The following is a 25,894-nucleotide window of genomic DNA, read 5'->3' on the forward strand; positions in this document are numbered from 1 at the left end:
TCGCCGGCCACGCGATCACATGCAGCGAGTCACACGCTCGGCCCAGGCGCGTCGAGCGTCGAGGCCCAGCGCGTCGAGCGCAGGCAGCACGACGGTCGCGACCACCTCGTCCATGAGGGCGCGGCTGCGATCGCCCATCGTGACCCCGAGCGCGGCGAGCTCGTCCTCGAGCGCCGCGTCGACGCCGAGCTCGAGCGTCATCGCCTCGTGCATGCGCGCCTCGATCGTGCCGAGCGCGAGCGGCAGATAGCGCTGCAATCCGGGTCGCTCGGCGTCGGTGAGCGCGTCGCGCAGGTACGCCCATCCGAAGCGCGCGTGGAGGGTCTCGTCGGCGGCGAGCTGCTCGAGCACCAGGCGCACGTGGGGCTCGCTCGCGAGCTCGCGCTCGGCCGCGAGCAGCGGGGCGGCGATGCTCTCGCTGAGGCACGAGACGAAGAGCACGTTGCGCAGCGCACGCTCGCGCGCAGTGGTGCCCGCGTGCTCGGGGAGCGGCTCGGTCGCGAGCTCGCGCTCGACCTCGGGCTCACCGCCGAGCAGCCGCACGACGTCGGCGCAGAGCGCGGCGTGACGCAGCTCGTCCATCGACATGCGGAGCGCGACGGTCTTGTACTCGAGCGGCGCCTCGGCCTCGATCAGGTGCGGCAAGAGGCGCGAGAAGACCGCGGCCGACTGGTGCTCGTGCTCCATGCGCGCGAGCCACGACGCGCGCGCGAGCGTGATCGCGCGCTCCGAGAAGTCGCCGGTCAGGCGGGCGTCGGGCGCGATCTCGGGGACCAGCTCGCCGCGCCGCAGCGCGCTGCGCACGAGGCGCAGGTGCTCGGTCGCGAGCGGCGAGGCACCGACGTCGACGCGCAGCTTGCCCCGGGTCATGCCGGCAGATCGGGGGGCGTGAACGGGCCGGGCACCGGCAGCGGCGGACGGCACACGCTCGCGCTCGAGTCCCACATGAAGTGGCGGCGCTCGCAGCAGTAGCGGGTGTTCTCCGCGAAGCCGCACGCGCGATCGATCACCTGCTCGCACCCCGCGGCGGTCGTCGCGATCGCGAGCCCGAGGGTGACGGCGCGCGCGGCCTGCAGCGCCTTGCGTCGAGCGTTCTGGCGATCGTCGTCGCTCATGCGGGCATGTCCGGCGGCACGAAGGGACCGATCACCGCGTGCATGCAGGTGCCGGTCGTCGGGTCGTAGTACGTCAGGGGCTGTCGCTCGCAGCAGTAGCGCGTGTTCTCGGTGAACGAGAACCGGCACGCGCGATCGACCACCTGCTCGCACCCTGCGGTGGTCGCGGCGATCGCGAGCCCGAGTGTCACCGCGCGCGCCGCCTGGAGCGCCTTGCGTCGTGCGTTCTCGCGATCGGTCATGCGCGAGGGACGATCGCTCCGTCGTGTGGTGGCTCGCAACTCGGGCGCGCGTCGCAGAATGCGAGCGCGTTGCAGGACGCGACGCGCCGAGCGCAGCGCACGCTCCGATTCGCACGGGATCACGCGAGGCACGCGAGCTGCTGGTGGACGCGTTCGGAGGTCTCGCCACCGATGCGCTCGATCGCTCTCGCCGTCTCGTTGCTCGCTTCGCTGATCGCGTGTGGAGGCCCGCCGCCCGCCGCCGCAGAGACCACGCCCGCCCGCACCGCCGCGTCCGTCGCTCGCGCGGCTGCACCGTCGCGCGAAGGCCAGCGATCGCTCGCGGAGGGCACCGGCTGTGCGCTCTCCCCGGTCTACTTCGAGTACGACTCGAACACGATCGACGCGCGGGGGCGCGAGTCGCTGGTGCAGGATGCGCGGTGTCTGCGCGGGCGACCGAGCGACGCGGTGATGTTGACCGGGGGCGCCGACGAGCGGGGCACCGAGGAGTACAACTTCGCGCTCGGCGATCGCCGCGCCCGCGCGGTGCAGGGCTACCTCGTCGGCGTGGGCGTCGAGGCGGAGCGCCTCCGGGTGCGCAGCGTCGGCGAGGAGTGGGCGAGCGGGCGCGACGAGGCGGGGATGGCCCACGATCGCCGGGTCGAGCCGGCGACGCCGGCGAGCGCGCGATGAGCGCGGTGGCCTGCGCGCGTCCGTTCGCGGGCCGGTGCGCGGTCGTCGCCGCCGACGACCACGAGCTGCGCGCGATCATCGCCGACGTGCTGACCGCCGATGGGTTCGACGTCGTGACGGTCGCGGACGGCGCGGGCCTGCTCGAGACGCTGCACTACGCGGCGCGCGGACTGCTGCGCTGCGACCTCGTGGTGACCGATCGTGTGGAACGTGGTCGGCGCGCGATCTCAGTGATCGATCCGGGCCCAGCGCTCGCGCGCGACCCGGAACGGACCGTCCCCGGTGCGTCCCTCGCGCACGAGCCAGCGGGTCCCCTCGTCGTCGAGCTCGACGGTCCATCCGAGCTCGAGCCCGCGCGCGACCCTGGCCACGTAGAGGTCGCGCCTCCGCTGCTCGAGCCACGCACCGACGCCGACGGCGATCGCGATCGCCGCGAGCGCGCCTGCGACCTCCGATGCGTGCACGACCAAGCGATCGCCGCCGGACCGTGTCGAGCGTGAGCATCGCGGTGGCGCCGAAGAGCACGAGGACGCCGAAGAGCGCGCCCGCCCTCGCGCACGACGAGATCGTGGGACCGAAGTCGCGCGGCCGGCGCGCGGCGAGCCCCGCGAGGATCGCGGCGAGGCCGGCGACGAGCCACATGGCTGCCCCCAGCGGGCCGGTTCCTCCGAAGCCGACGCTCGGCGCACCGAGGACCAGCACGCTCGCGATCGCGGCGACAGCGGCGAACGCGACCATGCGGATCCCATCGATCACGCGTCGCGCTCTCTGATCGTCCATCGAAGCCCGGATCGACGCTGGGCGCACCGCGCGCCGCGGACAATGGCTCAGCGATCGAGTCGGCCCCACCGCACGCGCACCACGCTCGCGCGATGGGGTCCGTCACCCGAGTGCGTCTCGCGCACCAACCACCGCGATCCGTCGGCCTCGGCCTCGATCGTCCAGCCGCGCTCCGCGTGCCGCTCGACGTCGCGCACCAGCTTCCGTCGCCGCGCGATCTCCACCGACGCCGCGAGCGCGACCATCCCCGCGATCACGACGAGACCGATCGCCGCCTCGCGCGTGCCGTCGAGGTCCTCACCGATCCAAGCGACGAGGCTCGCGAAGAGCACGCACCAGGTCGCTGCGACGAGCGCCGCGCGCGGCTCGCTCGTGATCGTCGTGACCTCGACGGTCCTCTCGAGCGTCCATCCGAGCAGCGCGAACGCGAACGCCCCTGCGGCGCCCAGCAAGGCCCCGATCGGCGCAGAAAGGAACAACGTCCACAGGACTGGCCACTCGCCGAGATGGAGCACGTCGGTGCCCATGACCACGTCGGCCAAGCCGATCACCGCGATCGAGAGCGGCGAGCTCACTCCGCCCGCGATCGCGCAGAGGCCCGCGGCGTGCCCGACGTCGCGCCGACGACCCACGGCCCACCATGCGAGCGCCGCCGTCGTGCACCCAACCGCCCACGCGCACGCGTCCGCGATGCACGCCGGCCACTCGTATCGTCCGGCGCTCGGCAGAATCGCGTCGGGAACGATCGCGCCGGCGATCAGTGCGACACACGCGAACGTGCTGCGGCGCAGCGCGAAGACCCGTCGCGCGATGCGCGCGTCGTCGATCGGCTCACCCATCGAGCCGTCCCCACCGCACGCGCAGCGCACCCTCGCGATACGCGCCATCACCGGCCAGCGTCTCGCGCACCAGCCACCGCGTTCCGTCGTCGTCACGCTCGATCGACCACCCTGCGATCCCACCGCGCTCGATCGCGCGAGCTCGCCAGCGACGTCGCGCGAGCTCGGCGCACGCGACGACCAGCACCAGCGCGGCGATCACGGCGAGCCCGAGCGCGGCCGCTTGCGCACTCACGACCGCGATCACGCCCGCGCCGAGCGTGGTCCACGCGGCGGCGATGCAGACGGCGCGTGGCATCGAGGAGATCGTCGGACGCTGCGCGACGCGCTCGAGCGCCAGCGCGAGCGGCACCAGCGCCGCGCCCGCGAACGCGCCGACCACGGCGCCGATCGGCATGCCGATGATCGAGCCGAGCGTCGCGTAGACACACCAGCGCGCGAGCGCATCGAGGCGCCCCGTCGAGATGCCGTCCGCGATGCCGATCACGAAGCACGCGAGCGGCGAGTTCACCGCGCCGCCGAACATGGCGAGCCCGGCGCTGAACACCACGTCCCGTCGATGCCCCGCGAGCCACCACGCGAGCACGCCCGTCGCGCACGCCGCGGCCCATGCGTACCACACGGGCGGCGGCTTCCAGGCGCGCGTGTCGAAGTCGGGGCTCGGCTCGGTCGCGGCGCAGGCGCATCCGTGGATCACGATCGCGCTCCCGATGATCACCACGAGCGCGAACGCGATGCGTCGGAGGGCCAGCGTCCACCGTGCGACCCGCTCGTCGTCGACCGCGTCACCCATCGAGCCGCCCCCAGCGCACGCGCACCACGCCCTCGCGATACGCGCCATCACCCGCGCGCGTCTCGCGCACCAGCCACCGCGTTCCGTGCTCGTCCACGTCGATCGTCCATCCAGGCACGCGCCCGCGCTCCACACCGCGAACGATCCACCGACGCCGCGTCACCTCGCTCGACGCGGCGATCACCCCGCCCACAGCGACGACGACCACGACGAGCGCGACCTCGCGCGCACCGGTCGGAGCCTCCGCGAACGGCACCACGATCGCCGCGCCGATCGCGCACCACGAGGCAGCGATGCGCAGCGCGCGAGGCTTCGTCGTGATCGTCGGTGGGTCGGTGACCCGCTGGAGCCCGAGGCCGAGCGGCACGAGCGCCGCGCCCGCGATTGCACCGAGCACTGCGCCCAGCGGCGCGGCGAAGATGGACGCGAGCAGCGCGAAGAAGCTCCACCCGAGGACCCTGAGCGGCTCACCGTGCACGCACGCGTCGACGACCCCCAGCACCACGAACGTGAGCGGCGTATTCACTGCACCCGCAACCGCCGAGAGTCCCGCGCTGAACGCGACGTCGCGCCGAGCGCCTGCGGACCACCACGCGAGCGCCGCGCTCGAGCACGCCGCGCTCCAGGCATGGAACGGAGGGAACACGGGAGGCGGTGACTCGTCGAACGAGACCAAGCCGTTCGCCGCCCAATCGAGCAGCACGTGGATGACGATCGCGCTCGCGACCAGCACGACGCACGCGAACGCCGTGCGTCGCACTGTCACGATCCACCTCGCGACCCGCTCGTCGTCGACCGCGTCACCCATCGAGCCGCCCCCACCGCACGCGCAGCGCACCCTCGCGATACGCGCCGTCCCCGACCCGCGCCTCGCGCACCAGCCAGCGCGTCCCGTCGGGCGCCTGCGCGACGCTCCACCCCCGGGCCTCGCCTCGCGCGGCGTGGCGTGCGAGCCGACGCCGTCTGAGTGCTTCGACCGCACCGCCGACGACCACCGCCCACGCGATCGCGGCCCCCACGGTCGCGACGTCTTGCATCCGTGCGATGGGCGCTCGCCACATCGCCACGACCGAGAGCCCGAGCGCGCACCACAACCCTGCCGTGCAGAGCGCACGAGGCATCGTCGTGATCGTGACCCGCCGGCCGAGGCCACCGAGCATGTTCACGAGGGGCAAGAACGCGATCCCGAAGCACCACCCGATCACGAACCCCAGCGGCGTGCTGCACATCATCGCGAGCGTGGCGGACAGCACCGAGATCTCGATCTCCGGCCATTGCCCGGGAGTCCCGATCGACCCGAGCAAGCCGACCGTCACGGGCCCGCAGGCGGTGCCGGCGATCGCCATCGCCCGAAGTGCGCTGCGGGCGTCGCGCGAGTGCCAGCCTGCGCACGCCGCCAGGGCTCCGACGATCACCACGCCTGCCCACTCGTAGTCGGACGGCGATCCTGCGAACGCAGGCGCCACGTCGTACGCCGGCTCGGACGTGAGGACCGGCAGGAACGCACGGATCGCGAGCCCACCTGGGAACGCCGTGACGATGGCGCACGCCGCTGCGCGCAACACGTCGATCGCGCGGCGCACCCGCTGGTCGTCGATCGGCTCACCCATCGAGCCGTCCCCACCGCACGCGCAGCGCACCCTCGCGATACGCGCCGTCCCCGACCCGCGCCTCGCGCACCAGCCAGCGCGTCCCGTCCTCGCCGCGCTCGACGCTCCACTCGGCGCTCCCGACCGTGATCCGCCGAGTCCATCGAATCCGTCGCACCATCTCGACCAGCGCACCGAGCGCGACGAGCCCCGCGCTCGCCGCGAGCACGCGCACCGCGACGCTCGTGAAGAGCGACGACTCGATCGCCAGCGACACCGCGCACCAGAGGGCGCACACGAAGATCGCGCGCGGCACGCTGGTGATCGTCGGCTTCGCCACGTCACGCGCGAGCACGCCCACCAGCGGCGCGAGCCACGCACCGAACACGCTCCCGACCGAGAGCCCGACCGTCCCGCTGCACGCCAGGCCGCAGATGCCGAGGCCCATCAGCTCGGCGGCCCGCGCCGTCGATCGCTGCTCGATCCCGACCATGATCGCGAACGCCATCATCACGATCGGCCCATGCGCCGCGCCCGCGATCGCCGCGCGCTTGAGCACATCGTCGATCGCCCTCGCGCGCCACGCGGCGATGCCGGCGAGGATCGCGGTCGTGCCCGCCGCGACCCACGCGTGGCGCCCGCTCGGCTCGGGGAGCGTCTGGGACCACTCGGGCTCGCCGAACACCCACGCTTGCGACAGGTACAGCACGACGAGCGCGCCCGGCGCCGCGGCCACCACCGCGAACGCGAGGCTGCGCATCACGTCGATCGCGCGCCGCGCCCGCTCGTCGTCGATCGGCTCACGCATCGAGCCGCCCCCACCGCGTCCGCACCACGCCCTCGCGATACGCGCCCTCACCCGCGTGCGTCTCGCGCACCAGCCAGCGCGTCCCGTGGTCGTCGCGCTCGACGCTCCATCCCGCGATCGCACCGCGCTCGATCGCCCGCACGCGCCAGCGCCGCCGCACGAGCTCCACGCACGCGAGGACCAACACCACTGTCGCGCTCGTCGCCAGCGCGATCGCGCCCTCGTGTGCACCCTCGACGGTCCACCGTACCGACGCGATCGCCGTCGCGCACACCGCGGTCCACGCCGCTGCGACGCACATCGCGCGCGGCATCGAGGTGATCGTCGGACGTCGCGACACGCGCTCGAGCGCGAGCCCGAGCGGAACGAACGTCGCGGCCGCGAGCGCGCCGATCACGGCGCCGACCGGCACCCCGATCAGCGAGCCGCCCGTCGCGCACCTGATCCAGGGACCCAGCGCTCGCAGTCGATGGGTCGCGACGGCCTCCACGACGCCGATCACGAGACACGCGAGCGGCGAATTGAGCGCGCCGCCCGCCATCGCGAGACCTGCGGTCGACATGACGTCGCGGCGATGCCCAGCGATCCACCACGCGAGCACGCCCGTCGCGCACGCCGCGATCCACGCGTACCAAGCGGGTGGCTGTGGCGGATACAGCTCGGGAGAGTCGAAGCTCGAGGTGGCGGCCACGACCGCGCACCCGTGGATCACGATGCCGCCCCCGAGCACCATCACCAGGGCGAATGCGGTTCGCCGGATCGTGATCGTCCATCGCGCAACGCGCTCGTCGTCGACTGGCCCGAGCATCCGCACAGCCTAGCCCGAACGCACGAACGCCCCGCGGCGCTTCCGCGCCGCAGGGCGTTTCCCCGCACCGACCCGTCGTCAGCTCACGGCAGGCAGATCTCGAGCTGATTCCGGTAGTCCTCGAACGTCCCGAAGAAGTTCGCGCCATCGGCGCGACGCAGCGCGACGCCGTTCACCGTGAAGTAGTACTCGACGTTCGCCGCGACGTAGACGCCGTCGCCCGAGACCCGCAGATCCGCGTCGGGGCACTGCGACGGATCGGTGCGCGTGTACGGCCCCGCGAGCGGATCGATCTCCGCCATCGGCAGCTCGTAGCGCGCGTCGTTTCCCACGCGCCGGAAGAAGCGCACGTAGCGCGTCTGGAACGCACCGCTCGAGCGCCAGCGATAGTGCACCTGCACGTCGAGGTCGGCCCACAGGTTCGCGTTGTCGAAGTCGGTCACGCCCTCCTTCCACACGTCGAAGTAGATCGCGCGGATCGCGGCGCGCTGCCGCGCGTACGTGCCGTACGTCCAGCCGTTCTCGAGCGGGCGACGGCTCGCATCACACGGACCGTCGCACGTCATGCGATCGATCACCGACGCCGCGTTGCCCATCCAGCCCGGCGCGCGCGGATCGGCGTCGACCACGACGCGATGGTTCGCGCCATCGAGCGAGTCCCACGCGCGGCAGCCGTAGTACCCCTGGTTCTCGAACCAGAGCTGCAGCTCGCCGCTCTCCACGAGATCGATCACGCCGCTCCCGCTCGTGACCGGCACGTACCCGGTGCGCCCGCTCGGGAAGCGGTAGTGCGCGAGGATGCTCCACGCCGGAAGGCCGTAGCGGGTGTCGCGACACTGCGGCAGGCGCGAGACGTCGTACTCGATGGTGAGGCGCGCGCTCTGGCGCACGTCGCCGCTCACCGAGATCCCACCCGACGCGGGGAAGCGCGCGATCGGCGCCTCGTCGGTGGGCGCAGCCTCGATGGTGAAGCGGTAGTTCGCGCCGAACGCCGAGTCCCAGCCCTGACAGCCGAACGACGACGTGTTCTCGAACCACACCTCGAGCTCGCCGGCCTGCGTCAGCTCGATCGGCAGACCGACCTGATCGGGCGCCGGCGCGTGGCCCGCGACGTGGACCGAACGAACGTCGCCGCCCGCGATGCGGTAGTGCGCGGAGATCGACCACGCCGGGTTGCCGTAGCGCTCGCCGCGGCAGGTCGTCAGGCGCGACGCGTCGTAGGTGATCGTCGCGATCCCGCCCGCCACCAGCGCGCCCTCGACGCGCTGCTGGAAGTCGGCGGTGAACACGAGCTCGGCGCTGCGGCCCTCGAGCCCCGCGCGATCGACCGCGATCGAGCCCTCGGCCTCGGGCGCGCACGCGACCAGCGCGAGCGCGACGAGCACGGAATTCACGAGCTGGATTGGGCGCATCTTCCATCCCCTGCAGGAGTCACTCAGGCCGGAGTGACTAGCATCGTCGGGAGGCGAGGCAACCACGTCGCCTCACACCCGCGACGCTCGTCACGACGGCCTCGCGGGCGCACGCTCGATCGCGATGCGCCCGCTGCTCGTCCTCGCGCTCCTCGGCGTCGGATGCGTCGAGCCCGACGGCTCCTACGCGTGCGGCCCGGTCGGCGCGTATCTCTTCTGCGCGCCCGACGAGGCGTGCGTCGGCGTGATCTCGTTCACCGGCGCAGCGCCCGAGGTCTGGGCCTGCGCCCCCGACGTCGGCTGCGACGCGCCCGAGGACGACTACTGCGACGAGCGCGCGACGTCCGCGCGCTGCGAGCCCACGCGCGCCGACGCCAACGACGGATCACGCCCGCTGGTCAGCGTCGTGCGCTGCGAGGTCCCGTAGATCGTTGGAGCTCCAACGATCTCGAGGACTGGCGAAGATCGGCTCGCCCGCCGGTCGTCCGGGACCTGCGGGACGAGCACTCCGGTGAGGACTCAAATCGGCTCGCCCGCCGGTCGCTCCCGTCCGCGCGCTTCGCGCGCTCCCGTCCGGGACCTGCGGGACGAGCACTCCGGTGAGGACTCAAATCGGCTCGCCCGCCGGTCCCTACCGTCCGCGCGCTCCGCGCGCTCCCGTCCGGGACCCGCGGGACGAGCACTCCGGTGAGGACTCAGCGGGCGAGGGTGGGGTGCGACCGGCCGAAGAACTCGAGCACCGCGCTCGCGAGCTGCTCGGGGACTTCGTTGGCGAGCGAGTGGCGCGCGCCGGGGAACACCTTGAGCTCGGCGCGCGGGATCATCCCCGCGAGGCGCTTCACGCCTTCGCCCATGCCGAGCCCGTGATCGCGATCGCCCCATCCGAGCAGCGTCGGCTGGGTGATGCGCTCGGCGTACGCGAAGTGCGTGTGCAGGAACTGGTCGAACGCGACCTCGAAGTACATGCGCGCGAAGCCCGGCCCCATGACCTCGCGGTAGTACGCGAACGTGTCGCGCAGCGTCTGATCGCGCTTGGGCCAACGCGCCTCGTACCAGTACCGCGACTGCACCCAGACGAAGGGCCAGAAGAGGAATCGCCCCGCGGCGCGACCGAGCGCCTTGCCCACGTCGGCGACCAGCTTCGCGGGCTGCCACGCGCCCGCCGGCGCCCACGCCGCGAGCTCGGGGAAACGATCGGGGACACGATGACCGAGGCGCAGCGTCAGATTGCCACCGAGGCTGCCGCCCCCGACGCGCGCCCGCTGCACTCCGACCACGTCGAGGAAGCCGAGCAGCGTGTCCTCGTAGAGCTGCAGCGAGTAGGGGCGGTTCGGCTTCTCCGAGTAGCCGCACCCCGGTAGGTCCGCGACCAGCACGCGATGACGCCGCGCGAGGTGCGGGACGAGATCGTCGTACTCCTCGATGCGCGATGTGTGGCCGTGCACCAGCAGCAGCGGTGTCGGGTCCGCATCGCGCTCGGTCGGACCGACGTCGATGTACCGGAGGCGCATGCCCAGCACGTCCACGTCGTGCTGCTCGAACTGTGTTCCGCGAGCGCGTTGCGGCCGTCGGAGTCCCGGGGGCATGGCTGTTGGCTCCACGTACGTTTCTTATGGTCCCCGCACGTGCTCGCGTCGAGCATCACGCCTGCATTTGACTGATGCGAGGCGTGCTGCCATGCCGCGAACGTCGGATGCGCGCGTCGCGATCTCCATTGCCAGCCGAGCTGCGCCCGTGCACCGACCACTCGACTTTGCGAGCTCGACGCGTCCGGCGCTCCCGCGCGCGCGGCGACCTCGTCGTGTGCAATCGCTTGGTCCATGAGGTGAGTCGATGCGCGATGTCGTGATGGTTTGCTGCCGGAGAGGTCACACGCTCGAAGACCTGCTCCCCGAGATCAACTCCGTGCTCGAGGCGTTCGTCGATCCGGAGACGACCACGGCCGACGTGTGGTTCGACTGGAGCTCGAGCTTCGCGATGGTGCACCTCACGCCATCGAACGGGCGCGGCGAGATCAAGATGCATCGCGTGAAGCGACAGCGCGCGTTCGTCTACACCGGGTACGTGCGGCCGGAGTGGCGCGACCCGGCGACCATCGCCGCCAAGCTCGCGCAGCGCGAAGGCCGGCTCGTCCTCGACGAGTCGCCGGGCGGGATCGCCGCGTACTTCCTCGCCGACACGAACCACGGGCAGTGCTTCGCGTGGTCGAGCCACGCGGGGGTGCAGAGCGTGTTCTACACGGTCGGCCCGCGGTGCATCGCGATCAGCAACCGACCGCTGCTCTCGCACGTGGTCGGCTTCGAGACGACGCGGCCCACGTTCTCGGTGCGCTGGGCGCATCAGATCGTGATCGCCGGCAGCACGCTGTGGGACGACACGCCCTACGAGGGCACGCGACACATCGAGCCGCGATCGATGATCGTGGTGAACGCCGACGGCCGGCTCGAGCATCGCCCGCACCCGGTCCCGCTGCAGCGCCGGAGCTATCCGGACGGCAGCAAGGAAGCGATCGACGAGCTCGCGCACGAGAGCCTGGGCGCAGCGTCGGTCCTGCGCGGCATGCCGAAGGCGGAGCTCCGGCTGAGCGGAGGCAAGGACAGTCGCTACGTCGCGGCCGTCCTCTCGCGTGCGGGCGCCGACGTGGAGTCGGTGACGTACTCCGAGACCCATGCCGGTGAAGGACCGCTCGCCCGAGTCGTCGCGGATCACTTCGGGATCCCGCATCGCATCGGGACCATGCCGATCGCGACGCCCGAGAACGTCCTCGCGACGGTGTACCGGAACCTCCGTCGCAGCGACGGGCTCCTCTCGGAGAATCGTCAGCTCGTGTTCGGGTCGCTCGATCGATCCGATGGCCAGCCGTTCATCGACGGGCAGGCGCATCACCCGCGCGGCGGATACGGGATCGTCATGGGCGACGCGCTGAAGGTCCGCGAGCGCATGCACGGGCACTGCGACGGACTGCGGAAGCTCGTGGTGCCCGAGCTGGCGGACGAGCGAGCGCGCCGCGTCGACGAGATCATCGACGGCTGGACCCTCTCTCATCCCGCCGAGGCCGCGTACTGGATGTACAGCGACTATCGGATGACGCGCTGGATCAACGGCTCGTACCTCGCGGGCTCTCGCCAGCGCCCGTACGTGTGGCTCTGCATGGACGAGCGCGTGCTCTCCGCGATCTCGCAGATCTCGGTCTACGATCGCAGCAGCGAGCGGGCGTTCTACGCGGCGATGATCCAGATCGCCAAGCCCGGGATCGAGCGCATTCCGCTGTACGAGGATCAGTGGAAGTTCGATCGCGCGGGCAAGGACGCGTCCCCGTTCCCCGACGGCTACGAAGAGCGCAACACGCCGTTCGTGCTGCCGCAGGAGCCGGGGCGCGGCCGGGCTTCGCCGGAGCGCCGGCTCGGGCTGGTGTGGTCGACCTTCCGTCGGCTCGTGCTCGAGACCAAGAGCGGCGCTGCGGTGGCCGAGTGCGTCGATCCCACGGTGCGTGCCGCGCTGCTCGAGGGTGGCGCAGCGCACGAGTCGCTGGGGCTCACCCACGGCGTGCTGGTCGACTTCATCTGGCGCATCACCGCGGCCTCGCTGGTGCTCGAAGGCGAGTGGCTCTCTCCGCAGCCCGCGTGAGCTCTGGGTCGTCGTCCGCTCGCGCGCGTCACGCGATGCGCGCGAGCTGGGCGACGGCGTCCTCGAGCGTCGTGCGCTCGTGCTTGCCCTGCCGCAGGAACGCCTCGATCGCGTCGATGCGCGACAGCGCCGCATCGAGCCGGGGATCGCTGCCGCGCTTGTAGGCACCGAGCATCACGAGGTCGCGCTTGCTCTCGTAGAGCGCGAGGTGCGCGCGCAGGCGCGCGGCCGCGTCGCGATGTGCGGGCGTGGTGATCGCGTCCATCACCCGCGAGAGCGAGACGAGCGGATCGATCGCGGGCCAGCGACCGCGCGCGCCGAGCGCGCGATCGAGCACGACGTGGCCGTCGAGGATGCCGCGCACCTCGTCGGCGATCGGCTCCTCCATGTCGCCGCCCTCGACCAGCACCGTGTAGAACGCGGTGATCGATCCGTGCTCGCTGGTGCCGCTGCGCTCGAGCAGCTGGGGGAGCATCGCGAACGTCGAGGGCGGATAGCCGCGGCGCGCCGGCGGCTCGCCCGCCGCCAGGCCCACCTCGCGCCCGGCGCGCGCGAAGCGAGTGAGCGAGTCCATCATGAGCAGCACGCGCTTGCCGCGATCGCGGAACCACTCGGCGATCGCGGTCGCGACCCACGCGCTGCGCATGCGCACGAGCGACGGCGTGTCGCTCGTCGCGCAGACCACGACGCCGCGCGCGCGGCCGTCCTCGCCCAGCGCGTCCTCGAGGAACTCGCGCACCTCGCGACCGCGCTCGCCCACGAGGCACACCACGAACACGTCGGCATCGGCCTGGCGTGCGATCTGTCCGAGCAGCGTGCTCTTGCCCACGCCGCTGCCCGCGAAGAGCCCGATGCGCTGTCCTTCTCCGACGGTCGCGAGCGCGTCGATCGCACGCACGCCCAGCGCGAGCGGGCGCGTGATGCGAGGCCGCGCGATCGGGCTCGGCGGCGGGCGCATGACGTCCCACTCCTCGCCCTCGATCGCCGGGCCGCCGTCGATGGGATCGCCGAGCCCACCGAGCACGCGCCCCAGCACCTGCTCGCTCACCCGCACCGAGAGCGGCCTTCCGGTCGGGCGCACCGGATCGTCGGCGCCGACGCCTTCCGCGGAGCCGAGCGGCATCAGCGTCGCATCGTCGAGATGGAACCCGACGACCTCGGCGAGCAGCGGCGGATGAGCGCGCCGCTCGATCTCGACGATCTCGCCGAGCCGCACGCCGGGCACCGCAGCGCGGATCGAGAGCCCGACGAGCTCGCGCACGCTGCCGGTGACGCGCACGGTGTCGGCGCGCCGCAGCGCCGCGAGCGATCGCGCGAGGTCGAACGTCATCGCGCGCGATCGTACTCGAAGCGGCTCATCGCGGAGCGAGCTCGCGCATCACGCCGATGAACGCGCGCAGGCTCGCGCTCACGTAGCGATGGCTCGGATGGAACAGCGCGAGCCCCGAGGAATCGGGCGTCCACCCCGCGAGCACGCGGACGAGCCGGCGCGCCGCGAGATCCTCGTGCACCGCCCAGTCGCTCAGATAGGCGAGCCCCGCGCCGTCGAGCGCGGCCCTCCGCACCAGCTCCTCGTCGCCGAGCGTCAGCGCGCCCTGCACGTCGAGCACGACCTCCTTGCCGCGCTTCTCGAGCTCCCAGCGATAGATCGTCCCGCTCGGCATACGGAACCGGATGCACTCGTGCTCCAGCAGATCCCCGGGCTTCCTCGGGCGGGTGCGACCCTCGAAGTACGAGGGCGCGCCCACGATCGCGAAGCCGACGCGCTGCGGGCCGCAGGGGATCGCGACCATGTCCTTCGGCACGAGATCGCGCACCCGCACGCCCGCATCGAGCCCCTCGGCGACGATGTCGACGAGCCGCTCCTCGGTCACGAGATCGACCTGCACCTCGGGGAAGCGCCGCCGGAACTCGAGCACGATCGGCATCAGCACGTAGCGCGCGGCGCCCCGTGACGTCGTGATGCGCAGGGTGCCGCGCGGGGTGTCGCGGAAGTCGTCCACCGACTCGAGCGCACCCGCGATCTCGCGGAGCGGCGGGCCGATGCGCGCGAGCAGGTGCGCGCCGGCGTCGGTGAGCGAGACGCTGCGCGTGGTGCGGTGGAGCAGGCGCACGCCGAGCCGCTGCTCGAGCGTCGCGATGGTGTGGCTCAGCGCCGAGGGCGAGACGCCGAGCTCGGTCGCCGCGGCGCGGAAGCTGCGATGGGTCGCGACCGCGACGAACGCTTGGAGATCGGGGACGCTCATCGTTCGAAATCTCTCATCAGAGCATCTCGGATTGCACCGATTGTTCGCACAGCGCGAGAGCACCATCCATCTCCGCGAAGGAGAGAGCACGTGCAGAACAAGACCGTCCTCGTCACTGGGAGCTCGAGCGGGTTCGGGCGCGACATCGCGAAGCACTTCGCCGCGCAGGGCTGGAACGTCGTCGCCACGATGCGCACGCCGAGCGACGCGAGAGAGCTCGCGGAGCTGCCGAACGTGCTGGTCACGCCGCTCGACGTGCAGGATCGCGCGAGCATCGACGCCGCAGTGGAGGCCACGATCGCGCGCTTCGGGCGGATCGACGTGGTGGTGAACAACGCGGGCTTCGGCCTCTTCGGGCTCTTCGAGGCGACGCCGCGGGAGAAGGTGCTCGAGCAGCTCGAGGTGAACGTGATCGGGCTGATGGACGTCACCCGCGCGGTGCTGCCGCAGCTGCGCGCGCAGCGCTCGGGCGTGGTGGTGAACGTCACCTCGGGCGCGGGCGTGTTCACGCTGCCGATGAGCTCGCTCTACAGCGCCAGCAAGTTCGCGGTGGAGGGCTTCTCGGAGTCGCTCTCGTACGAGCTCGCGCCGCTCGGGATCGCGGTGAAGCTGATCGAGCCCGGGGGCGTGCTCAGCACCCGCTTCAACGAGCGCGCGTTCGGCGAGGCCGCGCGCAACCGCGCGATCTCCGACTACGACCCGTTCGTGACCGCGACGATGGCGCGCTTCGACGAGCTGCTCGCGGAGCGCCGCACCGCGACCTCGGCCGACGTGGCCGCGGTGATCTTCGGCGCGGCGACCGACGGCACCGATCGCCTGCGCTACGTCGCGACCCCCGACATCGAGCCGATGGTCGCGCTGCGTCGCTCGACCTCGGAGGACGAGTACCTCCGCACGATGCGAGCGCGCTTCGGCTTCCGCGGCTGAGCTTCGGCCCCCCAGCCCCGCTCGATCTCGCGCGGCGGCCGACTCGATGTTTCGACAGCCTTCGACTACTCGAACAAGCCCTTGAGCTTGTCGAGGAAGCTCTTCTGCTGCGGGTGCACGTCCTCGCCGAACTCCGCCGCGAGCTCCTCGATCAGCTTGCGCTGGCGCTTCGTGATGTTCGACGGCACCTCGACGACGATCTGCACCAGCTGATCGCCCTTGCCCGCGCCGCCGAGCACCTCGATGCCCTTTCCGCGCAGGCGGAACACCTTCCCGCTCTGGGTGCCCGGCGGCACCTTCATCTTCACGCGGCCCTCGAGCGTGGGGATGTCCACCTGGGTGCCCAGCACGACCTGGGGAAAGCTCACCGGGATCGTGACCTTGATGTCCGCGCCGTCGCGCTTGAACAGCGGGTGAGCGCGCACCCGGATCCGCACGTGCAGATCGCCGGGCGGGCCGCCGTGGCGCCCGCGCTCGCCCGCGCCGCGCACGCTGCGGATCGCGCCGTCCTCGACCCCCGGCGGGACCTTCACGAGCATCTCCTCGTGGCTCGGCACGACCGTCTTGCCCTTGCAGGTCGGGCACGGCGTCTCGATGCGCTTGCCGGTCCCGCCGCACGAGGAGCAGGGGCGCGACGCCGAGAAGAACCCCCGCTGGAACTTCACCTCGCCGACGCCGTTGCAGGCGTGGCAGCGCTCGACCTTCGAGCCCTTCGCGGCGCCCGAGCCCTCGCAGGTGCCGCAGGTCACGAGGCGCGGCACCTGGATCGGCTTCTCGGTGCCCAGCGCGGCCTCTTCGAACGAGATCTCGAGCTCGAGCTCGATGTCGGTGCCCTGGCGCGCCCGGCGCGCCGCGCCCGAGAGCCCGAACACCTCGCCCATCAGGCCCTCGAGGATCTCGCTCACCGCGCGGAAGTCGATGCGCTCGTAGTCCGCGGCCCCGCCGAACGCGGCGTGCCCCATGCGGTCGTAGCGACGGCGCTTCTCGACGTCGATGAGCACCGAGTACGCTTCGCTGATCTCCTTGAACTTCTCCTCGGCGGACGGGTCGCCCTGATTGCGGTCGGGATGCCACTGCTTCGCGAGCTGGCGATACGCCTGCTTGATGTCGTCGGGAGTTGCGGTCTTCCCGACGCCCAAGGACTCGTAGTAGTCGCGCTTCGGAGGAGCCATGAGTTGTTCGCTGATCCGCGGACTGCCGCGAAAGCGCCGCGATCTTACGGCGGTAGCGCGGGATGGCCAAGGGCTCGACCGGGACGTGGCGCGGAGCGGGCGCATCGGCTACCCCACGGGCCCTCGGGCCAGGCCCCGCGTTTCGAAGTGGATGGGCGAGTGACGCAGGTGGGCTGGGCGTGATCGAGCTGGAGGTCGAGGCGGCCGAGGCCGGGCTGCGGCTCGATGTCGTGCTGGTGCGCCGTGTTCCGGGGATGAGCCGCGCGAAGGCGCGCGAGATGGTCGAGAGCGGGGCCATTCGCGTGAACGGCCGCAGCCCGCGCAAGGGCCTGCGGCTGGCGCCCGGGGATCGCGTGGTGCTCGCGCGCGCGCCGGCGCCCAGCGACTTCCACGCGCGTCCCGACGCGAAGCTGCCGCTCCACGTGGTGCACGAAGATCCGTGGATCGTCGTGGTCGACAAGCCCGCGGGGGTGCCCAGCCATCCGCTGCGCGAGAACGAGATCGGCACGATCGCGAGCGCGCTGGTCGCACGGTATCCCGAGATGAGCGGGGTCGGGTATCGACTGCGCGAGCCGGGGATCCTGCACCGGCTCGACACCGACACGAGCGGGCTGATCGTCGCGGCGCGCGACGAGCTCACGTTCGAGGCGCTGCGCACCGCGCTGAAGGAAGGCCACATCGACAAGCGCTACGTCGCGCTGGTCGAGGGCCGCGTGGATGCGCCGCAGGTGATCGACCTGCCGATCGGGCCGCATCCCCGCGATCCGCGCCGCGTCGTCACGATCGACGTGAAGGGCGCGCGTCCGGCGCGCACCGAGGTGCTGAAGGCCGAGCCGATCGGCGTGTACACGCGGGTCGAGGTGTCGGCCTCGCACGCGACGAGACACCAGGTGCGCGCGCACCTCGCGGCGATCGGCCACCCGCTGGTCGGCGACGCGCTCTACGGAGGAAGCGCGCTGCCCGGGCTGGCGCGCCACTTCCTCCACGCGTCGCGGGTCGCGTTCGAGCATCCCCACGACGGCCGCCCGATGCGGTTCACGTCGCCGCTCCCGCGAGACCTGCAGGCCGCGATCGAGACCGCGCGTTGAGTCCCGGACGGGAGCGCGCGGACGGTAGGGACCCGCGGGCGAGCCGATTTTCGCCGGCTCACTCGTAGGCGATCAGCAGCGCCGAGAGATCGTAGTGGGGCTCGGTGTGGGCCCCTCCGTCGTACTCGCAGCCCGTGCCGAGCGTGCAGCCCGCGCAGACGGTCACGCCGGGACGGCACGAGTTCTCGTAGGCAGCGACGTCGTAGCCGACCTCCACCGTGCTGTCGGTCGGGAGCGGCACGGCGAAGGTCCAGTCGTGCACCACGGCGCCCGGGCACCAGCCGGCGCGCGGATACGTGTACGTGCCGGCCTGGCCCGGGGCTGCGGTCGTCGCGCAGTCGTCGCGCCAGATGTTGCGGGTGAACGCCTCGCCCTCGACCGAGAAGGTGTGATCGCGCGCGCAGAATTCCGCGCAATTCTCGGCGTTTCCTTGGCCGTGGCCGGTGATGAACGTGCGGATCGCGAGCGCCGACGCGCCCGTCGGGACATCGAGCGTGACCGGCGGGACCTGGCTCGGGATGCTGCGCGCGGGATCGCCGTAGACCGGCTGCTGCGACCGGAACAACGGCACCACCGCCATCGCCCGGCGCTCGAGCGCGCCGGGACGGAGCTCGAAGGACACGTCGACGAGCCAGCCCGCGCCGTTCGCGTGCCCCGGGCCGACCCACGTGTCGATGAACACCTGGAGCGTGCGACGCCCGGAGAGCAGCGGGCGCAGATCGGTCACGTCGACGTCCCACGACGCGCCCACGCGGTAGGGCGTCACGAAGCGCGAGATCTCGATGCGCTGCTCTTCTTCCTCGGGAACGCCGGGGTTCTCGACGATCATCAGCGCGCCGCGACGATCCCACCAGTCGCATCCGCCGTCGGGCGGGCAGCGCAGCGCGAAGTGCATGATCACCTCGCCGTAACGCTGATCGAGCGCGGGGAAGTCGACCTCGACGTTCACGCGGCGTCGATTCTCGACGGTGAAGTGGACGTGCTCGCCGTCCATCGCGACGACGGTGAGCGGCTCGGTGGGCCCGCCGCCCGCGTCGGGCTCCTGGGTGCCCCCATCGACCCCGCCCGCATCGCCGCCGGGATCGTCGTCGTCACCACACCCCGCGGCGAGCAGACAGAGAACGAGACAAAGGGCGCGCTTGGTGTCGTCGACGCTCACGAGAGACCTCTCTAGAAAGGAACTCGAAGTCCAGCCTGCGCGATCACGCCGTTCCCGAAGCGGCTCGACTGCCACCAGTAGTCGACGCTGAACCACACCTCGCCCTCGTGCGCGAAGCCGAGGAACGTGCGCTCGAGGAACTCCATCGCGACGCGCGCGTGTGCGCCCACGAGGTGGCTCGAGAAGTCCTGCATCTTCGGATCGTTGGTCACGAACGGATCGTCGGCCGTGTACTGATCAGGTGCGCGATAGAAGAAGGATCGGGTCTGCGAATAGAACCGATATCGCAGGCGCAGCGTGATCAGGTCGCCGATCTCCTGGTAGACGCGCGCTTCGGGCGTGACCGCCGCGAGATCCCAGCCGTCGACGTAGAAGCGATAGAGCGCGTGGAACGCGGTGCGCGTCTCCGGCACGTAGAGCGCGACACGCCCGTAGAGCGAGTGCCGCAGGCGCTCGTCGGGGTGCTCCTCGGGGCGCACCACGCCCTCGATCGACACGCCGCGATACGGGTTCTGCAGGTAACCCCAGTTGTAGACGAGGTCGTAGCCGAACGACGCGACGAGCTGGGGCGTGAGGATCTGGCTGAGCGAGAGCCCGAGCGTGAAGCCCTCGAGCTGCCCCACGCGCCCGCGGTTCGACAGATCGCGCCCGCCGCCCTCGCGCGGCTGGGTGCCGCGCACGACGGAGCCCACGTCGTCGTGGATGTACGTGAGCGCCATTCCGATCAGCGTGCAGCGCTGGGCGAGCGAGAGCGTGCCCGCCAGCGTCACGCCGGTCGCGAGGTAGTCGGGCTCGTGGCTGATCCGCGTCGATGCGTCGAGCCGCAGCTGCGCCTCGCCGAGGTCGAATTCGTGGCCCGTGCCGACCGTCACCTGATGACGCGTCTCGGTGAACCGGATGTCCTCCACCACGCCGGCGGCGAGGCTCGCGCTGGTGATCGAGTCGACGAGGTACTCGGCGCGCACGTCGGTGCCGTCCGGCGAGGTCAGCCGGAACCGCACCTCGGGCGCGACCACGCGCGTCGAGGTCTCCCAGTAGTAGTTGCCCTGCACGCCGACTTCGCCGGTCCACGTGCCGGTCGTCTCGTCGGCGCGCGCTGGGCTCACGAGGAGCGCCACCGCGAGCGCGACGAGGATGCGGACGAAGTGGCGCGATGCGTGATGCGACGTCATCCGCGGACCCGAGTGAGAGCAAGCGGGGCTGGGGCCCCGCGCGCAGTGTTTGGGGTGGGGGGACCCGATCCGGCTCTGCCGGTCGGGGGGAGGGGTCTTCCAAGACCCCTCCCGAAAGCTCAGTTGCATCCGCAGCCGCCGCCGGTGCTGCCGTGGCCGCCGGTCGCGCCTTCGCGCGAGTCGTGGACGTGCGCGCGGAACGCGGTCTCGTCGTCCTCGCGCCCGAAGTCCATCGACGCGCGGCTCAGGTGCTCGCGCTCGTAGGGCGCCACGGTCGCGCAGCCGGTGATCGCCGCGGCCGCGAACAACACAACGACGATTCGCATGGCGCGCCAGCCTAGCGACCGAGCCCTCGCCGCTCAAGGCTCGAGTCGCTCGGATGATCCCCGGTGATCAGGGCGTGCGCGGCACCGACCCGACGCTCGAGAGCCCACTCGTCGTGCTCGGCACCACGGTGTACGTCCCGGCGCCGGTCGCGTTGTTGATCCGCACCCGCCCCGAGCCGCCGCCACCGCCGCCGCCGTTGACCTGGTCGCTCCCCGCGGTCGCCATGCCGGTCAGCGTCGATCCTGCGCCGCCGCCGCCACCGCTCCCGTTCGACGGCACGCCTTGGGCGGGCACCATCAGCACCGATCCGTCGCCGCCTTCCGCGCCGTTGTTCGAGTCGCTGCAGTTGTCGCAGCGCGCGCCCTGACCGCCCGCGCCGCCCGGCGCGCCCACCCGCCCGGCCGCGAGCGTCACCGTGATCGCCTCGACGAGGATCGCGCCGCCCGAGCCGCCGCCACCGCCCGCGCCGCTGTCGATCACCAGCCCGCCGGTCGTGCCGCCGTGGCCACCTTCGCCGCCGGCGTCGATCGCGCCGCTCGCGGTGACCGTGATCGACGTCGCGCTCGTGATCTGGAGCGCCCCACCGCCGTGCCCGCCGCGCCCGCCGCTGTCGTCCCCGCCTCCGCCGCCGCCCGATCCGCCGCGCAGCGGGACGAGGTCGGCATCGCCGTAGGTGCTGCCCTCCGCGCCACCGTCGGCCTCGGGCGAGTCACCGCCCGCCGCGCCGACGCTCGCGTGGCTCCCGCCCCCGCCTCCGCCGTCGTCGTCGTTCCCGAGCCCGCTGTCCGACTCGCCGCGGTGGCCTCCGCCTGCGCCGCTGCCGTCGGTCTCCGCCGGGCCGCCCGCCCCACCGCCGGGGCCCGGCCCGAACCCGGTGCCGCTCACCGTGACGAGCCCCTCGATCAGCACGTCCCCCGCGCTGACGATCACCAGCGAGCGCGTCCCGCCGCTGCCCGCGAGCACGCCCAGCTGCCGCACCCGCAGGCTCCCGACCACGAACACGCCATAGTTGGCGCCGCCCGAGCCCGCGATCTGCGCGTAGCGGATCCCGTTGTTCGTTCCGACGCCCGCGTCGCGCACGTTCCGCAGCACGGTCGCCGGGTTGTTCCCGTCGCGCACCTCGATGAGGCCGGTGTCGGGATAGGCGATCCACACCTCGTCGTTGACCACGTCGAGGGCTGCGGTCCCGTCGGTGAACGCGACCATCCCTCCCACGTTGCTCGGCACCACCGCGCGACAGCTCGTGCCCGCCGCGGCGCATCCGAGCGCGCACGCGGTCACCACCGGCGCGCCGGCGACGCACGTCGTGAGCTGTCCGCCACTGCAGCTCGGAGGTCCGCTGCATCCGCCGTCGACCATGCCCGCATCGCGCCCGGCGTCCTGTCCCGCGGTGCCGGCATCGGAGCCCGCGTCCTCGACGATCCCGCCGTCGAAGCCCGCGTCCTCGTCGATCACAGCGCCGTCGTCACCGGCGTCCTCCTCGATCGAGCCCGCGTCGAACGACGCGTCGACGCCGCCGCCGTCGATCCCTCCGCCGTCGCGTGGTGTCGGTCCGTCGCCCTGGAAGCCCACTCGCTCGAGCGAGCATCCGGGCAGCGCCGCGAGCACACACGAAGCGACGACGAAGAGAAGACAGCGGTACGTCACCGACCCAGGATCGGGGAACGCGCCGCCCGTTTCAACGTCCCCGGGCCCGTCCGCGATTGCCCGAACGGGCCGTCGCCGCCCCGCGCGCCGGTGCCTTCTTCGCGCTCGATGCGCTCGACGCGCTCTTCGCCACGTCGACGCCATCCATCTGCGACTCGAGCTTCTTGATCCGATCGCGCAGCTCCGCCGCCTTCTCGAACTCGAGCTGCTCGGCCGCGAGCAACATCTCGCTGCGCAGCTCCTCGATGCGCTCGGGCAGGCTCTTGCTCGTGTCGTCCGCGACGTCGCGCCCGCGCGGCACGCTCGACCAGTCGCCACCGCCGCTCGACGGGTCGAGATCGAGCACCGCGCGCTTCACGGTCTCCGGCGTGATCCCGTGCTCTTCGTTGTATTTCTGCTGGATCTCGCGGCGCCTATTGGTCTCGTCCATCGCGTACTGCATCGCGTCGGTGACCTTGTCGGCGTACATGAGCACTTCGCCGCGGACGTTTCGCGCAGCGCGCCCGATCGTCTGGATCAGCGAGCGCGGCGAGCGCAGGAAGCCTTCCTTGTCGGCGTCGAGGATCGCGACGAGCGACACCTCGGGCAGATCGAGACCTTCTCGCAGCAGGTTGATGCCGACCAGCACGTCGAACTCGCCGCGCCGCAGGTCGCGCAGGATCTCGACGCGCTCGAGCGTGTCGATGTCGCTGTGGAGATAGCGAACCCGCACCCCGAGCTCCGAGTAGTACTCGGTCAGGTCCTCGGACATCCGCTTGGTCAGCGTGGTGACGAGCACGCGCTCGTCGCGCTCCACGCGCCCCCGGATCTCGCCGAGCAGATCGTCGACCTGGTTCGTCACCGGCCGCACGTGGATCACCGGATCGATGAGCCCCGTGGGGCGGATGATCTGCTCGACGACCTCGCCCTGCGTCTCCTGGAGCTCGTACTCGCCGGGCGTCGCGCTCACGAAGATCGTGTCGCCCGCGCGCTGCCAGAACTCGTCGAACTGCAGCGGCCGGTTGTCGAGCGCGCTCGGCAGACGGAACCCGTGATCGACGAGGATCTCCTTCCGCGCGCGGTCGCCCCGGAACATCGCCGCGATCTGGGGGACCGTCTGGTGCGACTCGTCGAGCACCAGCAGGAAGTCCTGCGGGAAGTAGTCGATGAGCACCGGCGGCGGCTCGTCCTTCATCCGCCCGCTCAGGTGCCGCGAGTAGTTCTCGATGCCGTGGCAGAACCCGGTCTGCTCCATCATCTCGAGGTCGTAGAGCGTGCGCTGCTCGAGCCGCTGCTTCTCGACGAGCTTCATCTCGCTCGAGAGGCCCTCGAGCCGATCCTGCAGCTCCGTCTTGATGCCCTCGATCGCGCGCTTCCGCTGCTCTTCGGGCGTGACGTAGTGTGAGCCCGGGAAGATCGCGTAGCCGCTCAGCTCCCGGATCGGCTTGCCGCGCAGCGGATCGATCTCCTGGATGCGATCGATCTCGTCGCCCCAGAACTCGACGCGGATCGCCTTGGTCTCCTCGCTGACCGGGAAGATCTCGACCACGTCGCCACGTACGCGGAACGCGCCGCGATGGAAGTCGACGTCGTTCCTGTCGTACTGCACGTCGACCAGGCGTCGCAGCAGCTCGTCGCGCCGGATCTGCTGGCCCTTCTCGATCCGGATCATCATCTCGACGTACGAGTCGCGCGAGCCGATGCCGTAGATGCACGAGACGCTCGCCACGATGATCACGTCGCGACGCGAGAGCAGCGCGCGCGTCGCGCTGTGCCGCATGCGATCGATCTTCTCGTTGATGATCGCGTCCTTCTCGATGTACGTGTCGCTCGACGGGACGTACGCCTCGGGCTGGTAGTAGTCGTAGTAGCTGACGAAGTACTCGACCGCGTTGTTCGGGAAGAGCTCGCGCATCTCCCCGTAGAGCTGCGCCGCGAGCGTCTTGTTCGGCGCCATGATCAGCGCGGGACGCTGGGTGCGCTGGATGACGTTCGCGATGGTGAACGTCTTGCCGCTGCCGGTGATCCCGAGCAGGCACTGGCGCTTCGCCCCTTGGCCGAGGCCGCGCACCAGCGCTTCGATCGCCGCCGGCTGGTCGCCGCGCGGCTGCATGTGCGTCACGAGCTCGAAGCGGTCGTCGGTGGTCATGCGAGCCGCAAAAACTAGAGCCCGGAGGCCATGACGGCCAGCCGGGCTCCAGTCTCACCTGTCAGCTTTCTGTCAGGTACGATCGCGGGATCGAACATCGGCTCGCCCGCTGGTCCCTACCGTCCGCGCGCTTCGCGCGCTCCCGTCCGGGACCTGCGGGACGAGCACTCCGGTTAGGAATCAGCAGTGACGGCCACGACCCGCGGGGTCGTTGGGATCACTGTCGCTGCAGCTGCGGCGGCCGCAGCCCGCGGGGTCGTTGGGATCGCTGTCGCTGATGCCGCGGCCACGGCCACGGCCCGCCGGGTCGCGGGGATCACTGTCGGTGCACTGCGCCTGCGCCTGGGTCGGCGTGACCGCGGCCGCGAGGCCCGCCGCGCCGAGGATCGCGCCGCCGAGCATCGCCATGCTCGAGCGACGGCCCATCGCGCGCTCCGTCACCAGGTCCGCATCGTCCAGCGTCTTCTTCTTCTTCTCGCTCATGTCTCCCTAACCCTCCCGCGACGACGCGGTCCGCGGACGCCGCGGCGCGAGCATCGCACAACCGGGGCACCCCCCGGAAGTCCTGATCGACGCAGCCCGAACGGAGATGTTCATCGCTGCGGAATGACAGAACGCCCCGCGCGAACCGCACGGGGCGTCCTCTCCGAGGAAACTCTCAGCAGTGACGGCCGCCGCCCGCGGGGTCGTAGGGATCGGCGTCGCTGCAGCTGCGACGGCCACGACCACGCCCCGCGGCGTCCGAGGGATCACTGTCGGTCAGGCCGGTGCGACGACCGCAGCCGCCGGGATCGCTGGGATCACTGTCGCTCCAGCCGGGGCACCCGCGGCCGCGACCGGCGGGGTCGCTGGGGTCGCGGTCCGTGACCTGCGCCTCGGCGCGCTGTGGGCTCACTGCCGCCGCGATTCCCGCGGCCCCGAGGATCGCGCCGCCGAGCACCGCGATGCTCGAGCGACGGCCCATCGGGCGATCGGTGACCATCTCGTCGTCACTGAGCGAGCGCTTCTTCACCGGCTTCTCGGACATGTGAACCCCTCCCGTTCCCGTTGTGGTGACGCTCGAACGTTCCGCTCCCACGAGCAAGCGTCTCACGGACCGCGTCCGACGGGAACGACGAACTCGATATTCGTCGGGTGGGAGAATTTTCCCCCCGACGATGTTCGAGATCGCGCTCGAGCCGTTGGATTCAGGACGCGACGGGAGTGCTCGCGAAGCAGCCGGCGGACGGGAGTGCCCGTCTCGGGCACGGACGGGAGCTGGCTGCGCAGCGAGCCGTTGAATTCGGGACGCGCCAGGAGTGCTCGCGAAGCAGCCGGCGGACGGGAGTGCCCGTCTCGGGCAC

The 25,894-nt window shown here is 71.6% G+C and carries 27 protein-coding genes; 5 read left to right on the top strand and 22 right to left on the bottom strand.

Annotated features, from left to right (window positions below; genetic code table 11):
* Positions 1-15: 15 nt before the first annotated feature.
* From I5071_RS35840 to I5071_RS35850, 3 genes are read right to left on the bottom strand one after another with little or no spacing between them, the layout of a single operon-like run.
* Positions 16-870, bottom strand: a complete 855-nt coding sequence (locus I5071_RS35840) for a ferritin-like domain-containing protein (protein ID WP_236517850.1) — start codon at positions 868-870, stop codon at positions 16-18.
* Positions 867-1,115 (bottom strand): hypothetical protein, encoded by a 249-nt coding sequence (locus tag I5071_RS35845; protein ID WP_236517851.1) that lies wholly within the window; start codon positions 1,113-1,115, stop codon positions 867-869. Before I5071_RS35845 ends, I5071_RS35840 begins: the two co-directional genes overlap by 4 nt.
* On the bottom strand, positions 1,112-1,357 hold the full coding sequence (locus I5071_RS35850) for a hypothetical protein (RefSeq protein ID WP_236517852.1): 246 nt from the start codon (positions 1,355-1,357) through the stop codon (positions 1,112-1,114). Before I5071_RS35850 ends, I5071_RS35845 begins: the two co-directional genes overlap by 4 nt.
* A gap of 171 nt (positions 1,358-1,528) precedes the next feature.
* Between I5071_RS35850 and I5071_RS35855 the strand changes: the two genes are divergently transcribed.
* On the top strand, positions 1,529-2,029 hold the full coding sequence (locus I5071_RS35855) for an OmpA family protein (RefSeq protein WP_236517853.1): 501 nt from the start codon (positions 1,529-1,531) through the stop codon (positions 2,027-2,029).
* A 227-nt stretch (positions 2,030-2,256) separates the two neighbouring features.
* Here the strand turns inward: I5071_RS35855 and I5071_RS35860 are convergent, their stop codons facing one another.
* The 8 genes from I5071_RS35860 to I5071_RS35895 all read right to left on the bottom strand — a co-directional run bounded on the left by I5071_RS35860 (position 2,257) and on the right by I5071_RS35895 (position 9,058).
* Positions 2,257-2,493, bottom strand: coding sequence for a hypothetical protein (locus I5071_RS35860; RefSeq protein WP_236517854.1), 237 nt, complete (start codon positions 2,491-2,493; stop codon positions 2,257-2,259).
* Positions 2,494-2,856: 363 nt separating this feature from the next.
* Positions 2,857-3,648: a hypothetical protein gene (locus tag I5071_RS35865; protein WP_236517855.1), complete on the bottom strand. Its 792-nt coding sequence runs from the start codon at positions 3,646-3,648 to the stop codon at positions 2,857-2,859.
* Positions 3,641-4,441, bottom strand: a complete 801-nt coding sequence (locus I5071_RS35870; RefSeq protein WP_236517856.1) for a hypothetical protein — start codon at positions 4,439-4,441, stop codon at positions 3,641-3,643. Before I5071_RS35870 ends, I5071_RS35865 begins: the two co-directional genes overlap by 8 nt.
* A complete protein-coding gene (locus tag I5071_RS35875; protein WP_236517857.1) occupies positions 4,434-5,249 on the bottom strand; it encodes a hypothetical protein in 816 nt (271 codons plus the stop codon). The genes I5071_RS35870 and I5071_RS35875 overlap by 8 nt, the downstream gene beginning before the upstream one ends.
* Complete coding sequence (locus I5071_RS35880; protein WP_236517858.1) at positions 5,242-6,051, bottom strand: hypothetical protein; 810 nt, start codon at positions 6,049-6,051, stop codon at positions 5,242-5,244. The genes I5071_RS35875 and I5071_RS35880 overlap by 8 nt, the downstream gene beginning before the upstream one ends.
* Positions 6,044-6,838 (bottom strand): hypothetical protein, encoded by a 795-nt coding sequence (locus tag I5071_RS35885; RefSeq protein ID WP_236517859.1) that lies wholly within the window; start codon positions 6,836-6,838, stop codon positions 6,044-6,046. The genes I5071_RS35880 and I5071_RS35885 overlap by 8 nt, the downstream gene beginning before the upstream one ends.
* On the bottom strand, positions 6,831-7,646 hold the full coding sequence (locus I5071_RS35890) for a hypothetical protein (RefSeq protein WP_236517860.1): 816 nt from the start codon (positions 7,644-7,646) through the stop codon (positions 6,831-6,833). Before I5071_RS35890 ends, I5071_RS35885 begins: the two co-directional genes overlap by 8 nt.
* 83 nt (positions 7,647-7,729) lie before the next feature.
* Positions 7,730-9,058 (bottom strand): DUF6209 family protein, encoded by a 1,329-nt coding sequence (locus I5071_RS35895; RefSeq protein ID WP_236517861.1) that lies wholly within the window; start codon positions 9,056-9,058, stop codon positions 7,730-7,732.
* A 124-nt stretch (positions 9,059-9,182) separates the two neighbouring features.
* On the opposite strand from I5071_RS35895, the gene I5071_RS35900 reads away from it, so the two are divergent.
* Positions 9,183-9,485, top strand: coding sequence for a hypothetical protein (locus I5071_RS35900; RefSeq protein ID WP_236517862.1), 303 nt, complete (start codon positions 9,183-9,185; stop codon positions 9,483-9,485).
* Positions 9,486-9,753: 268 nt separating this feature from the next.
* Here I5071_RS35900 and I5071_RS35905 read toward each other — a convergent pair whose 3' ends face one another.
* Positions 9,754-10,584 (bottom strand): alpha/beta fold hydrolase, encoded by an 831-nt coding sequence (locus tag I5071_RS35905; RefSeq protein WP_236517863.1) that lies wholly within the window; start codon positions 10,582-10,584, stop codon positions 9,754-9,756.
* Between the two features lie 307 nt (positions 10,585-10,891).
* On the opposite strand from I5071_RS35905, the gene I5071_RS35910 reads away from it, so the two are divergent.
* Positions 10,892-12,685 carry a hypothetical protein gene (locus tag I5071_RS35910; RefSeq protein ID WP_236517864.1) on the top strand — a complete coding sequence of 598 codons (1,794 nt, stop codon included), beginning with the start codon at positions 10,892-10,894 and terminating at the stop codon, positions 12,683-12,685.
* A 28-nt stretch (positions 12,686-12,713) separates the two neighbouring features.
* Here the strand turns inward: I5071_RS35910 and I5071_RS35915 are convergent, their stop codons facing one another.
* Entirely contained in the window at positions 12,714-14,015 is a 1,302-nt protein-coding gene (locus tag I5071_RS35915; protein ID WP_236517865.1) for a FliI/YscN family ATPase, read from the bottom strand.
* A gap of 25 nt (positions 14,016-14,040) precedes the next feature.
* Complete coding sequence (locus tag I5071_RS35920) at positions 14,041-14,931, bottom strand: LysR family transcriptional regulator (protein WP_236517866.1); 891 nt, start codon at positions 14,929-14,931, stop codon at positions 14,041-14,043.
* A 90-nt stretch (positions 14,932-15,021) separates the two neighbouring features.
* Here I5071_RS35920 and I5071_RS35925 point away from each other — a divergent pair, with 90 nt between their 5' ends.
* Positions 15,022-15,858 carry an SDR family oxidoreductase gene (locus I5071_RS35925; protein ID WP_236517867.1) on the top strand — a complete coding sequence of 279 codons (837 nt, stop codon included), beginning with the start codon at positions 15,022-15,024 and terminating at the stop codon, positions 15,856-15,858.
* 65 nt (positions 15,859-15,923) lie between these two features.
* Here the strand turns inward: I5071_RS35925 and dnaJ are convergent, their stop codons facing one another.
* Positions 15,924-17,030, bottom strand: coding sequence for a molecular chaperone DnaJ (gene dnaJ, locus I5071_RS35930; protein WP_236517868.1), 1,107 nt, complete (start codon positions 17,028-17,030; stop codon positions 15,924-15,926).
* 179 nt (positions 17,031-17,209) lie between these two features.
* On the opposite strand from dnaJ, the gene I5071_RS35935 reads away from it, so the two are divergent.
* Complete coding sequence (locus tag I5071_RS35935) at positions 17,210-18,118, top strand: RluA family pseudouridine synthase (RefSeq protein WP_236517869.1); 909 nt, start codon at positions 17,210-17,212, stop codon at positions 18,116-18,118.
* A 58-nt stretch (positions 18,119-18,176) separates the two neighbouring features.
* Here the strand turns inward: I5071_RS35935 and I5071_RS35940 are convergent, their stop codons facing one another.
* The 7 genes from I5071_RS35940 to I5071_RS35970 form a co-directional block, all read right to left on the bottom strand.
* A complete protein-coding gene (locus I5071_RS35940; protein ID WP_236517870.1) occupies positions 18,177-19,277 on the bottom strand; it encodes a peptide-N-glycosidase F-related protein in 1,101 nt (366 codons plus the stop codon).
* An 11-nt stretch (positions 19,278-19,288) separates the two neighbouring features.
* Positions 19,289-20,449 (bottom strand): DUF3570 domain-containing protein, encoded by a 1,161-nt coding sequence (locus I5071_RS35945; protein WP_236517871.1) that lies wholly within the window; start codon positions 20,447-20,449, stop codon positions 19,289-19,291.
* Between the two features lie 119 nt (positions 20,450-20,568).
* The gene (locus tag I5071_RS35950; protein ID WP_236517872.1) at positions 20,569-20,775 is read right to left on the bottom strand and encodes a DUF4266 domain-containing protein; all 207 of its coding nucleotides are present in this window, start codon (positions 20,773-20,775) and stop codon (positions 20,569-20,571) included.
* A gap of 67 nt (positions 20,776-20,842) precedes the next feature.
* On the bottom strand, positions 20,843-22,423 hold the full coding sequence (locus I5071_RS35955) for a hypothetical protein (RefSeq protein ID WP_236517873.1): 1,581 nt from the start codon (positions 22,421-22,423) through the stop codon (positions 20,843-20,845).
* A gap of 31 nt (positions 22,424-22,454) precedes the next feature.
* Positions 22,455-24,551 (bottom strand): excinuclease ABC subunit UvrB, encoded by a 2,097-nt coding sequence (gene uvrB, locus I5071_RS35960; protein WP_236517874.1) that lies wholly within the window; start codon positions 24,549-24,551, stop codon positions 22,455-22,457.
* Positions 24,552-24,731: 180 nt separating this feature from the next.
* A complete protein-coding gene (locus I5071_RS35965; protein WP_236517875.1) occupies positions 24,732-25,034 on the bottom strand; it encodes a hypothetical protein in 303 nt (100 codons plus the stop codon).
* 175 nt (positions 25,035-25,209) lie between these two features.
* The gene (locus I5071_RS35970; RefSeq protein WP_236517876.1) at positions 25,210-25,578 is read right to left on the bottom strand and encodes a hypothetical protein; all 369 of its coding nucleotides are present in this window, start codon (positions 25,576-25,578) and stop codon (positions 25,210-25,212) included.
* Positions 25,579-25,894: the final 316 nt, after the last annotated feature.

The organism is Sandaracinus amylolyticus, assembly GCF_021631985.1.
Taxonomy (GTDB): domain Bacteria; phylum Myxococcota_A; class Polyangia; order Polyangiales; family Sandaracinaceae; genus Sandaracinus; species Sandaracinus amylolyticus_A.

Bases quoted from the DNA above. Each gene is read 5' to 3' on its own strand.
- I5071_RS35850 (WP_236517852.1), bottom strand. From the start codon at position 1,357: ATGACCGATCGCGAGAACGCACGACGCAAGGCGCTCCAGGCGGCGCGC.
- I5071_RS35920 (WP_236517866.1), bottom strand. From the start codon at position 14,931: ATGAGCGTCCCCGATCTCCAAGCGTTCGTCGCGGTCGCGACCCATCGC.
- dnaJ (WP_236517868.1), bottom strand. From the start codon at position 17,030: ATGGCTCCTCCGAAGCGCGACTACTACGAGTCCTTGGGCGTCGGGAAG.
- I5071_RS35855 (WP_236517853.1), top strand. From the start codon at position 1,529: ATGCGCTCGATCGCTCTCGCCGTCTCGTTGCTCGCTTCGCTGATCGCG.
- I5071_RS35870 (WP_236517856.1), bottom strand. From the start codon at position 4,441: ATGGGTGACGCGGTCGACGACGAGCGGGTCGCACGGTGGACGCTGGCC.
- I5071_RS35965 (WP_236517875.1), bottom strand. From the start codon at position 25,034: ATGAGCGAGAAGAAGAAGAAGACGCTGGACGATGCGGACCTGGTGACG.
- I5071_RS35910 (WP_236517864.1), top strand. From the start codon at position 10,892: ATGCGCGATGTCGTGATGGTTTGCTGCCGGAGAGGTCACACGCTCGAA.
- I5071_RS35945 (WP_236517871.1), bottom strand. From the start codon at position 20,449: ATGACGTCGCATCACGCATCGCGCCACTTCGTCCGCATCCTCGTCGCG.
- uvrB (WP_236517874.1), bottom strand. From the start codon at position 24,551: ATGACCACCGACGACCGCTTCGAGCTCGTGACGCACATGCAGCCGCGC.
- I5071_RS35845 (WP_236517851.1), bottom strand. From the start codon at position 1,115: ATGAGCGACGACGATCGCCAGAACGCTCGACGCAAGGCGCTGCAGGCC.
- I5071_RS35875 (WP_236517857.1), bottom strand. From the start codon at position 5,249: ATGGGTGACGCGGTCGACGACGAGCGGGTCGCGAGGTGGATCGTGACA.
- I5071_RS35890 (WP_236517860.1), bottom strand. From the start codon at position 7,646: ATGCTCGGGCCAGTCGACGACGAGCGCGTTGCGCGATGGACGATCACG.
- I5071_RS35895 (WP_236517861.1), bottom strand. From the start codon at position 9,058: ATGCGCCCAATCCAGCTCGTGAATTCCGTGCTCGTCGCGCTCGCGCTG.
- I5071_RS35865 (WP_236517855.1), bottom strand. From the start codon at position 3,648: ATGGGTGAGCCGATCGACGACGCGCGCATCGCGCGACGGGTCTTCGCG.
- I5071_RS35840 (WP_236517850.1), bottom strand. From the start codon at position 870: ATGACCCGGGGCAAGCTGCGCGTCGACGTCGGTGCCTCGCCGCTCGCG.
- I5071_RS35950 (WP_236517872.1), bottom strand. From the start codon at position 20,775: ATGCGAATCGTCGTTGTGTTGTTCGCGGCCGCGGCGATCACCGGCTGC.
- I5071_RS35885 (WP_236517859.1), bottom strand. From the start codon at position 6,838: ATGCGTGAGCCGATCGACGACGAGCGGGCGCGGCGCGCGATCGACGTG.
- I5071_RS35970 (WP_236517876.1), bottom strand. From the start codon at position 25,578: ATGTCCGAGAAGCCGGTGAAGAAGCGCTCGCTCAGTGACGACGAGATG.
- I5071_RS35880 (WP_236517858.1), bottom strand. From the start codon at position 6,051: ATGGGTGAGCCGATCGACGACCAGCGGGTGCGCCGCGCGATCGACGTG.
- I5071_RS35915 (WP_236517865.1), bottom strand. From the start codon at position 14,015: ATGACGTTCGACCTCGCGCGATCGCTCGCGGCGCTGCGGCGCGCCGAC.
- I5071_RS35900 (WP_236517862.1), top strand. From the start codon at position 9,183: ATGCGCCCGCTGCTCGTCCTCGCGCTCCTCGGCGTCGGATGCGTCGAG.